General features: G+C 42.1%; 2 protein-coding genes and 3 pseudogenes. 4 read left to right on the top strand and 1 reads right to left on the bottom strand.

Going from position 1 to position 11314, the window contains the following annotated elements; translation table 11 throughout:
• Nucleotides 1-194: pseudogene (locus H6G03_RS38550) on the top strand (RNA-guided endonuclease TnpB family protein); the annotation flags it as partial.
• An 18-nt stretch (nucleotides 195-212) separates the two neighbouring features.
• Here the strand turns inward: H6G03_RS38550 and H6G03_RS38545 are convergent.
• A pseudogene (locus tag H6G03_RS38545) lies at nucleotides 213-332 on the bottom strand (RNA-guided endonuclease InsQ/TnpB family protein); the annotation flags it as partial.
• Between the two features lie 211 nt (nucleotides 333-543).
• On the opposite strand from H6G03_RS38545, the pseudogene H6G03_RS35625 reads away from it, so the two are divergent.
• From H6G03_RS35625 to H6G03_RS35615, 3 genes and pseudogenes are all read left to right on the top strand, one after another.
• Nucleotides 544-926, top strand: a pseudogene (locus H6G03_RS35625) (RNA-guided endonuclease TnpB family protein); the annotation flags it as partial.
• Nucleotides 927-1145: 219 nt separating this feature from the next.
• Nucleotides 1146-6608 carry a trifunctional serine/threonine-protein kinase/ATP-binding protein/sensor histidine kinase gene (locus tag H6G03_RS35620; protein ID WP_190475396.1) on the top strand — a complete coding sequence of 1821 codons (5463 nt, stop codon included), beginning with the start codon at nucleotides 1146-1148 and terminating at the stop codon, nucleotides 6606-6608.
• A 57-nt stretch (nucleotides 6609-6665) separates the two neighbouring features.
• On the top strand, nucleotides 6666-11210 hold the full coding sequence (locus H6G03_RS35615) for an ATP-binding protein (protein ID WP_199315642.1): 4545 nt from the start codon (nucleotides 6666-6668) through the stop codon (nucleotides 11208-11210).
• Nucleotides 11211-11314: the final 104 nt, after the last annotated feature.

Genomic DNA, 11314 nt, shown 5'->3' with positions numbered 1-11314 from the left:
TAAATGTGGATTGATTTTGGACAGGGATTGGAATGCGGCACTGATGATTCTAAAAGTAGCCTTGAGTACGGTAGGGCATACCGGAACTTGGATCGAAGATCCGAACGCTTCAGGAGATTTGGCCGCTACTTTGGTTGGAGTAATCCAGTCGCAAGCAAGCTGAGTCTATGAATGAAGAATCCCCGTCCCTTTAGGGCTCTTGAGTGTCAATGTTTACTTTGTTTAGACTTGAACCGAGGGAATCCGGCTCTCCCCTCAAAAAAGTTCTTATACGCTGTGGTTAGATTGAGTGTTGTCGCTTGCAAAACTTGGCTATAACAATCAGCTAACCAACAATTAAATTGCCTATAAAAGGATGACCGTGAGGCTAATTTTCTCTCATTGTTAGACTGGGTATATTGATTTATCAGAGAAATGGGTTGAAAAACCCGTTCTTCTAGGACGGCTTTTATTTCATAAGATAATATTAAGGGTTTTGACATCCTGCCATATATTTTTGGAGTTGAAGCTATCATAAATATATGGTAATGAGGTCGATAAACCATGTTTGTATTCGAGTTTAAATGCCAGGGAAAGCCAGAGCAGTATGCGGCAATCGAGTCAGCCATTCGCACTTCCCATTGGCAAATAAACTCAACTCGACAGCCAGACAAGCTTCTGCCGAACGTTGCTGGAGTGCGATCGCCAAATTTTTCGAGAACTGCAAGAAAAAAATTCCTGGTAAGAAGGGATTCCCTCGCTTCAAAAAGAACCAACGTTCGGTAGAGTACAAGAAGTCCGGATGGTCACTTTCTGAGGATAGAAAAAAGATCGCCTACAGCGACAAGAACAAAATCGGCACGCTTAAACTAATCGGAACTCGCGATTTGCACTTCTATCAGATAGAGCAAATTCAAAGAGTCAGATTAATTAAGCGTTTAGACGGAGATGAAAATGCCGCGATTAATATTCTATTGAAGGCATTAAAATTGATGGGATATATTTCAAATACCGTAGGGCATACGGAAATCAACGCTTGTGGAGAGACGACTCTCTACCTAAACCTGGAAACAGTGCTTAGGCAAGGTTGCTCGGTGATACAAGAATCTCCATCCCTTTAGGGTGGGGAGTGTCAAAGAGGTTCATGTCTGAGATAGGATAAGCAGATGAATGCAGGTGTGGATTTAACCAGCACAATTGCCGGATACCGTGCGATCGAGCAACTTTACTGCGGTTCCAGAACCCTTGTTTACCGAGCCATCGGAGAAGCCGATGCCGAATACAGCTCGGCGAAGCACCTACGGCAGCCTGTTGTCATCAAAATTTTACGTCGAGACTATCCTACTTTTAATGAATTATTGCAATTTCGCAACCAGTATACCATTGCCAAGAATTTACGTCAACCTGGAGTCGTCGAACCTTATAGTTTGGAGTTTTACCGTAACAGCTATGCGCTAGTGATGGAGGATTTTGGCGGTATTTCGCTGAAAGAATACGTCCAAACTTATGACATTGAATTAAACGAGTTTTTGACAATTGCTTTGCAGTTAAGTGAAATTCTCAACGGACTCTACTGCAACCGAGTCATTCACAAAGATATTAAGTCAGCCAATATCCTAATTCATCCAGAAACTAAACAAGTCAAACTGATTGATTTTAGCATTGCTTCTCTGCTGCCCAGAGAAACCAAAGAAATCCAAAATCCTAACGTTTTAGAGGGAACCCTCGCTTATATTTCCCCCGAACAAACCGGACGAATGAACCGAGGGATCGACTATCGCACCGACTTTTATTCTCTCGGCGTTACCTTTTACGAACTACTGACCAAACAATTGCCGTTTGAGTGTGACGATCCGATGGAGTTGGTTCACTGTCATATTGCCAAACAACCAGATAAATCCAAAATTCAAAATGCCAAATTTAAAAATGGATTGGTGGTGCCGCAAGTCATTGCAGATATCGTAATGAAGCTGATGGCAAAGAATGCGGAAGATCGGTATCAGAGTGCTTTGGGATTGAGGTACGATTTAGAAAAATGCTGGCAGCAATGGCAAGCAACTGGCAGTATGGAAACATTTAAATTAGGACAGCGCGATCTTAGCGATCGCTTTCTGATTCCCGAAAAACTTTACGGAAGAGAACGAGAAGTAGGGCAACTTTTAGCAGCCTTCGAGCGAGTAGCGCAAGGCAACAGCGAAATGATGCTGGTGGCGGGATTTTCCGGCATCGGAAAAACCGTAGTAGTGAATGAAGTTCACAAACCAATTGTCCGACAGCACGGCTATTTTATTAAAGGTAAATTCGACCAGTTCAATCGCAACATTCCTTTCTCTGCTTTCGTACAAGCATTCCGCGATTTAATGGCACAATTGCTCAGTGAAAGCGATACCCAACTCCAAGTATGGAAAACCAAAATTTTAGCCGCCCTTGGTGACAACGGGCAAGTCATTATTGAAGTAATTCCCGAATTGGAACGGATTATCGGATCGCAACCCCCAGTGCCAGAATTATCCGGTGTGGCGGCGCAAAATCTGTTCAATTTGCTACTCCATAAATTTATCTTTGTTTTCACTACCAAAGAGCATCCTTTAGTGATGTTTTTGGATGACTTGCAGTGGGCAGATTCGGCATCATTAAAGTTAATGCAGTTGCTTGTAAGCGAAGCGCAATCCAGTTACCTGCTACTCATTGGAGCCTATCGAGATAATGAAGTTTCCGCCGCCCATCCTCTGATGTTGACCCTAGATGATATCGGTAAGGCAGGTGCAATTGTTAACACCATCACCCTTGCACCGCTCGATCGTATCAGTTTGAATCAATTGGTAGCAGATACCCTGAGTTGTTCTCCTAATTTGGCGCAACCGCTGACTGAATTAATCGCGCAAAAAACGAAAGGCAACCCATTTTTTGTTACGCAGTTCCTCAAAGCTTTGCATCAAGATGGATTGATTGATTTCGATTTTAAAGCTGGATATTGGCAGTGCGATATTACCAAAGTTAGAGATGCAGCGCTCACCGATGATGTCGTTGAATTCATGGGGCAGCAATTACAAAAATTGCCCGTCGAAACTCAAGCGGTTTTGAAATTAGCTGCTTGCATTGGCAATCAATTCGATCTGGAAACCTTGGCAATTGTTTCGCAAAATTCGGAGGCAGAAACGGCAACGGCATTGTGGAGGACTTTACAAGAAGGTTTGGTTTTACCCCAAAGTGAGGTTTATAAATTTTACGTGGGGGAAGCAGAAAATATCGATCGAGCTAATTTTCAAACAGTTTCCTATCGTTTCTTGCACGATCGAGTCCAGCAAGCCGCTTATGCTTTAATTCCAGAAAGCGATCGCGCGATCGCTCACTATCAAATCGGGCAATTACTCCTGCAAAAAATCTCACCAGAAGCTAGAGAAGAACGCATTTTTGAATTAGTCAATCAGTTAAATTACGGCACTACTTTGGTTGTCGAGCAAGAAGAAAGAGACGATTTAGCAAAACTCAATTTAACTGCTTGTCGCAAAGCCAGAGCCGCCACCGCTTATCAAGCCGCCCGCGCATACGCTACTGTTGGAATGACATTTCTGGGAGTAGAAGCTTGGCAGCGACAATATGAAATGACGTTAGCGCTGTACGAATTAGCTGCCGAGGTTGCTTGGTTGTGCGGTGATTTCGAGCAGATGGATTTGTGGATTGAAAGGGTTATCGAGCGGGCAAAAAATCCCTTGGATCGGGCGCAAATTTATCAAATTAAAATCCAAGCATTGAATGCTAGAAATAAATTTATAGATGCGATCGGTCTAGGCAAATTTGCGCTTCAACTGTTAGGAATTAGCTTGCCGGATAGCCCAAACAACGAAGATGTGCAGCAGGCAAAACAGGAAATAGACACCGCGATTGGAGAGCGATCGATTGCAGATTTAATTCATTTGCCGAAAATGAGCGAGCCTGAAAAGCTTGCCATTATGCAGATTGTTGATAGCCTTTTACCTTCGTGTTACCTGACAGGTTCGCCACTTTATCCCTTAATAGTTGCGCTACAGGTGAGGCTTTCCATTCAATTTGGTAATAGTGTATTTTCTCCGATTAGTTATGTTAGTTATGCCTTCTTACTGAATATGCTGTGGCAAGATATGTCACAGACTCAGCAGTTCGGGCAACTAGCTTACCAGCTTGCTAAAGAGCCAGATGCTAAAAATACGAGAGCGGCAACTTTTAATGTGTTTGCGGGATACGTTCATCACTGCACGGCTCATTTGAGAGAAACATTACCGATTTTTCAGGAAGGCTATCAAGCTGGATTGGAAACGGGCGATCTGGAATTCATTGTCTACATCGTACAAATGTTTTCCTTAAATTCCTTCTGGTCCGGTCAACCTTTGAACGAACTCGAACCAAAAATTTCCGCGTATCACGAACATTTGCGAGAATTGAACGTAGTTACCACAGCCAAGCATTATTTAATTTACTGGGAAGCCGCTCTTATTTTATTAGGTAAATCGGAGGATGAAGTTACTTTACGCCAAGATGCTTACGAGCGAGAATTGGTTTCTCAAGTGCAAGCAAGTAAAGATGTATTTCGGTTGTGTATTTTTTACCACCATAGATTTGTCTTGAACTTTTGGTTGGGAGAGATTGCCAAAGCTGATAAAGATGCAAAGCAAACCAGACAACATCTGACAGGATGTATGGGAACGATTCTCGAACCTGTCTTTTATTTTTACGATTCTCTAGCCGCACTTGCCATCCTGCCGAAATCAACTGTTGAGTCGGAGGAGATATGGCAACGAGTCCAGGAAAATCAAGGAAAATTACTGCAATGGGCGCAAAATGCTCCCATGAATCACCTGCATAAATATTATTTAGTTGAAGCTGAAAAATATCGAGTTATCTATCACAAAACAGAAGCGATCGAATTTTACGAACTCGCGATTCAAGGAGCCAAAGAAAACCAATACCTGCCAGAAGAAGCACTCGCCAACGAATTAGTTGCCAAGTTCTACATTGACTGGGGCAAAGAAAAAGTTGCCGCAGGCTATATGCAGGAAGCATATTATTGTTATTCCCGTTGGGGTGCGAAAGCGAAAGTCGAATACTTAGAACGATGCTATCCCCAATTACTTCAGCCTATCCTCAATCAGCCGAAAATTCGCTTCAATCTATTAGAAACGCTAACGACAATTAGCGATCCTTTTATCCACTCGATTCAAACTTCCAGTAGTAGTAGCAGCAGTATTTCCGATGCCCTCGATTTTACTTCTGTTTTGCAAGCTGCTCAAGCTCTTTCCAGTAAAATCCAGTTAGATGAATTGCTCGAAACTCTCACTCAAATTATTTTGAAAACTTCTGGAGCGGAAACTTGTGTTTTACTACTGCCCGATCGGGATGAATGGCAAATCCGTGCGATCGCCCATATCAACTCTGACGATCGACCACCGACAACTCTACTGCAAACCGAACCGCTATATATCTCTCAGGCAGTTCCAATCAAGCTAATTTATTATGTCAAAAATACCCTCAAACCAGTCGTGATTGAAGGAGCAAAAACTGATATTCCGGGTGTAATAAGTGATTATATGCTCCAGTACAAACCCCAGAGCGTACTATGTGTTCCCATTCTCGATCGAGGTAATTTGGTCGCCATACTTTATCTGGAACATCGCTTGACGAAAGGGGTTTTTACGAGCGATCGTCTGGTTGTGCTTAACTTCCTGTGTACCCAAGCCGCGATTTCTCTAGAAAATGCGAGATTGTACCAGCAAGCCCAGGATTATGCCCTCCAGTTGGAACAATCGCAACTGCAATTAGTGCAGAGTGAAAAAATGTCTGCTTTGGGGAATTTAGTTGCCGGAGTTGCCCATGAAATTAACAATCCAGTCGGCTTTATTTCTGGCAATATTACTGAAGCGATCGCTGCCGTCAAAGATATTACCGATTACCTGCAACTCTACCGAGAAAAATTTCCGAATCCCGGAGAAGAAATCGCAGAAAAAGCTGAAGAAGTTGACATTGAATATCTATTAGAAGACTTACCCAAAATGTTGGATTCTATGCAAGTCGGTTGCGATCGGATTAAAGGTATTAGTACCAGTCTCCGCACCTTCTCTAGAGCGGACAAAGATTATAAAGTTCCTTTCGATATTCACGATGGAATTGACAGTACTCTCTTGATTCTCAAACACCGATTGAAAGCTAACGAACGGCGTCCGGCGATTGACGTAATCAAAGAGTACGGGAACTTGCCACTAATTGAGTGCTTCCCCGGACAATTAAATCAGGTGTTTATGAATATATTGGCTAATGCTATTGATGCCCTGGAAGAATCTCATAGAGAACAAAGTGTTGAGCAGCTAAAAGCCCAGGCAAATTGCATCGTTATTAGGACAGAAATGAAATCTAAAGATAGGGTAAATATTTGCATCAAAGACAACGGGCCAGGAATGTCAGATGAAATAAAAGCAAAGATATTTGACCACTTATTTACGACTAAAGGTGTAGGGAAAGGAACGGGATTGGGATTGGCGATCGCTAAGTCGATCGTAGTGGAAAAACATGGCGGTTCAATTGACGTAAATTCCACTCCAGGTCGAGGAACGGAATTTATTATCATCTTACCAACTAAGGCGGAACAAAATAGGTAATTTCCCAGAGGAAATGCCACTTAGTCAATAACTTATTACCTATCTATTTTAACCACAATGAATGACTTACACCAAAACATTAACGCTCATCCAACCGTTCAAATTGCCAACTATAAAATTGTTGAAACACTTTATGCAGGAAGTCGTACCTTAGTTTATCGAGCTATCCGGACAAAGGACAGATTACCTGTTGTCATCAAACTGCTGAAAAATGAGTATCCCACCTTTAGCGAACTGGTACAATTTCGCAATCAGTATACTATTACTAAAAACCTTTCTCAACCTGGAATCATCCAAACTTATAGCCTAGAACCATATCAAAATGGTTATGCCTTGGTAATGGAAGACTTTGGGGGCATTTCCTTGAAAGAATGGACATCAAAAGGGGGGAACTTACTCTCTTTGAGAGAGTTTTTAGAAGTTGCGCTCGCACTCTGCAATATTTTAGATATTCTGTATCGAGAGCGCATCATTCACAAAGACATCAAACCCAGCAACATTTTAATTAATCCTGAAACTAAACAAGTTAAATTAAGCGATTTTAGTATTGCATCTTTACTCCCAAGAGAAAGCCAAACCATCATCAATCCCAACATTTTAGAAGGAACACTTGCTTATCTATCCCCAGAACAAACAGGAAGGATGAATCGTGGGATTGACTACCGGACTGATTTTTATTCTTTGGGCGTTACTTTTTATGAATTACTTACAGGAGAATTACCTTTTGCGTCAAACGATCCAATGGAGTTAGTGCATTGTCATATTGCGAAAATGCCTAGTGCATTAGGGAACAGGAAAGAAATTCCCCAGGTGCTTTCAGATATCGTGATGAAATTGATGGCAAAAAATGCGGAGGAGCGCTATCAAAGTGCATTAGGATTAAAATACGATCTAGAAAAATGTTTAACTCTACTTCAAAAAACAGGTGCGATCGATAAATTTGAAATTGGGCCAAGGGATGTGTGCGATCGCTTCATTATCCCCGATAAACTCTACGGACGGGAAAATGAAGTTCAGTCTTTACTGAAAGCCTTCGATCGTGTTGCTAACGGCAGTTCTGAACTGATGCTGGTGGCTGGTTTCTCTGGTATTGGCAAAACTGCGGTGGTGAATGAAGTCCACAAACCCATCACCCGACAGTGCGGCTATTTCATCAAAGGGAAGTACGACCAGTTCAATCGCAACATTCCGTTTTCAGCCTTTGTCCAAGCTTTTCGCAGCTTGATGGGACAAATCCTGAGCGCATCCGATATAGAACTAGCTCGCTGGAAGGAGCAAATCCTGGCTACTGTTGGTGAAAACGGACAAGTTCTGATTGAAGTCATTCCCGAACTAGAATGTATCATTGGACCCCAACCCCCGATAGTTGAACTGGTTGGTAGTGCATCTCAGAATCGATTTAATCTGCTGTTTGGCAAATTTATTCGGGTATTTACGAAAAAAGAACATCCCTTAGTGATTTTCCTCGATGATTTACAGTGGGCAGATTCCGCTTCTTTGAACCTTTTGAAATTGTTGATGAGCGAGTCAGAAGCAGGCTATCTACTCGTACTCGGAGCTTATCGGGATAATGAAGTTTTTCCGGCCCACCCGCTGATGCTAACCCTGAATGAGATTAGAAAACAAGATGTCAATCTCAATACTCTCATGTTGGCTGCTTTGAATGAATTAGATATTACCTGTTTAGTTGCCGATACATTGCAGTGTTCAAATAATATCGCTGCGCCGCTTTCGCACTTAGTCTACCAAAAAACTCAGGGAAATCCATTTTTCACCATTCAGTTTTTGTACGGACTGCACGAGGAAGAATGTATTACTTTCAATAGTTCCTCCGGCTATTGGCAGTGTGACTTAATCCAGGTGACACAGTTGGCTCTGACGGATGATGTTGTGGAATTTACGATCCGACGATTGCAGAGGCTACCAGAAGCAACACAGCAAGTATTAAAGCTAGCGGCGTGCATTGGCAATCGATTTGATTTAGAAACATTGGCAGTAGTCTGTGAAGCTACTCAAGATAGTGTAGCCGCAGATTTGTGGCGATCGCTTCAAGACGGGTTAGTTATTCCAGAAAACTCAACCTACAAGTTTTTCCAAGGAAAGGGACATCATATAGAAGCGGTTGATAACATTACTGTTATTTATCGGTTTCTGCACGATCGAGTGCAGCAAGCCGCTTACTCTCTGATTCCTGAGACTTTGAGACAAGCAACCCACTTCCAAATTGGCAAACTTCTGCTTGCTAATGTGTCGCCAGAAGAAAAAGGCAGCAAAATTTTTGCGATCGTCAATCACTTAAATGAGGGCTTTGTACTTCATCAAAGCCAGTCAGAACGTTCAGAACTTTTACAGCTAAATTCTATTGCAGGGAGAAGGGCTAAAGAGTCTACTGCCTATGGGGTTGCTGTTAACTACTTTACGGTAGCTAAAAGCTTGTTACCTCCAGATAGTTGGCAGCAATGTTATGAGAAAACCTTAGATGTTTATTTCAATCTCGCAGAAGTTAAGTATTTGTCTGGAGATTTTCAATCTTCTCTAGCCATTGTTGAAACGATCTCTAGCTTGGCAAGACAACAAATTGAAAGGGCTGAAGCGTTTAACCTAGCGATTCTGATGTTCACATTGCAAGGTCAGTACCTCCAAGCACTTCAGTATGGACAAAAGGCATTGTCTTGCTTGAATTTTGATTTATCAGAAATAGACTTACCAGAGAAACTTGAATCTTACCAACGTGAGATTCAATTGAAATTAGGGAATCGCACAATAGAGCAGCTCGTCGATGAACCAGAAGCTACCGATCCAGAAAAACGCCTGATTATCAAAATCTTGAATAATTTAATCGTACCCGTTTATGTTCTACAAAAAGGAGAACTATACTTTGTCGTCGCGTTATCAATGGTTTCAGTATCTCTGAATTTTGGCGTAATAGCTGAATCAGGCAACGGATTTTCAGCTTATGGAATGTATCTCGGATATTATCATAGCAACTATCAATCTGGCTATGAATTTGGAGTACTTGCAGAAAGTTTAGCCAAACGATTTAAGCAAGCAGATAATCTATGTAAAGCTTGCTATATGCTGGGGAATAATCTGCTTTCCTGGGTGCGTCCTTTGCGTTGCTCCGGGCCAATTTTCGATCGAGGATTAGTGGCTGGGCTACAGTCTGGGGAGATGGTTTTCTCAGGTAATCTTTTGATGTACAAGCTGCTCATTCCATTTTATGCAGGAGAAAGCCTATTAGAAATTCAGCAAAATCTGCCTGAATATTTAGAATTTTGTGCCAAGAAACTTAACTATCAGCTTCCTGTGGATGTGCTTTCTGGATTAAAAATTGCGCTTGCTGAACTTACAGCTAGTCCTGCTGAGGATATCCCGACTGAGCAGCAGCATCTTGAAGCCTGTAGGATACACAACAGTGATTATGCAATTTGCCACTATTTGCTCCTAAAAACTAAAATTTTATGTTTCTACGGGCGCTATGAGGAGGCATTGGAATCGGCTCAGGGGGCTGAAGACCTCGTTGGTACAATTACTGGAAAATATCAGGTGGCAGCGATCAATTTCTATCAATCTATTGCTATAGCTGAATACTGCCGGATTCATTCTCTAGGTTTAGACAATACTTACATCCAAAAAGTTAAATCAAACCAAGCACAACTGAGTTTATGGGCAGCTAGTTGTCCGGAAAACTTTGCTCATAAGTACGATCTCGTAAATGCAGTTTTAAGCGTTTTATCAGGACAGAAAACAGAGGCAATTGAACTGTTCGATAGTGCTATTTCTGGAGCCGAAGTCAATGGTTACCTCCAAGAAAAAGCTCTAGCAAGCGAACTTGCAGGCAAATTCTGCCTGGAATGGGGCAAAGAAAAATTCGCCGCAGGCTATATACAAGAAGCTTACTATTGTTACGAAAAATGGGGTGCAAAAGCCAAAATTGCCGATCTGGAAAGATGCTATCCACAACTGCTAGCCCCCATCCTCCAGCAAATCCATACTCCCTTCTCCACTAGGGACACAATCTTCTCATTGGCAAATGTTACATCTGTCAGTTCCAGCACTTCCCACAGTAGTAATGTATCTGTTGCTTTAGATTTAGCTGCCATTCTCAAAGCTTCTCATTCTATCTCAGGTGAAATCGAATTTGAAAAACTGCTTTCATCGTTGCTTGAAATCGTCATTGAAAATGCTGGGGCTGATAAATGCGTGTTAATGCTGTTGCGAGACGAGCGCCTGTTAATCAAAGGATCGATTACCACAGGTTCAAAGCCAATTGTCTTGCAGTGTATTCCCATTGAAGATAGCCAGGATATTCCTCACAGACTGATTTACAAAGTCAAGTATGACAGGCAAACTGTTGTGCTAATAAATGCAACTGCCGATCCGACTCTAGCCAACGACCCATATATCATACGTCAGCAGCCGAAAAGTATCTTGTGTAGCCCGATTTTGCATCAAGGTAAGTTGATGGGCATTTTATATCTAGAAAATAATTTAACAACCGGGGCATTCACCAGCGATCGCATCGAACTACTTAACCTAATCTGCGCTCAAGCCGCAATTTCCCTAGAAAATGCCCGACTTTATCAACGTTCTCAGGAATAAGTAGTCGGACAAAAGTAATCGACACTGTATGAACTTTTGTTAAGGCACTTGCAGGAGTGCGATCGCTACCCACGGATAGTACAAATGTATTGTAAAAATTGACA

Source organism: Aerosakkonema funiforme FACHB-1375, from assembly GCF_014696265.1.
Taxonomy (GTDB): Bacteria; Cyanobacteriota; Cyanobacteriia; order Cyanobacteriales; family Aerosakkonemataceae; genus Aerosakkonema; species Aerosakkonema funiforme_A.
Note: the sequence above shows the minus strand (reverse complement) of the source record. Positions and strands in the feature narration are given on the sequence as shown.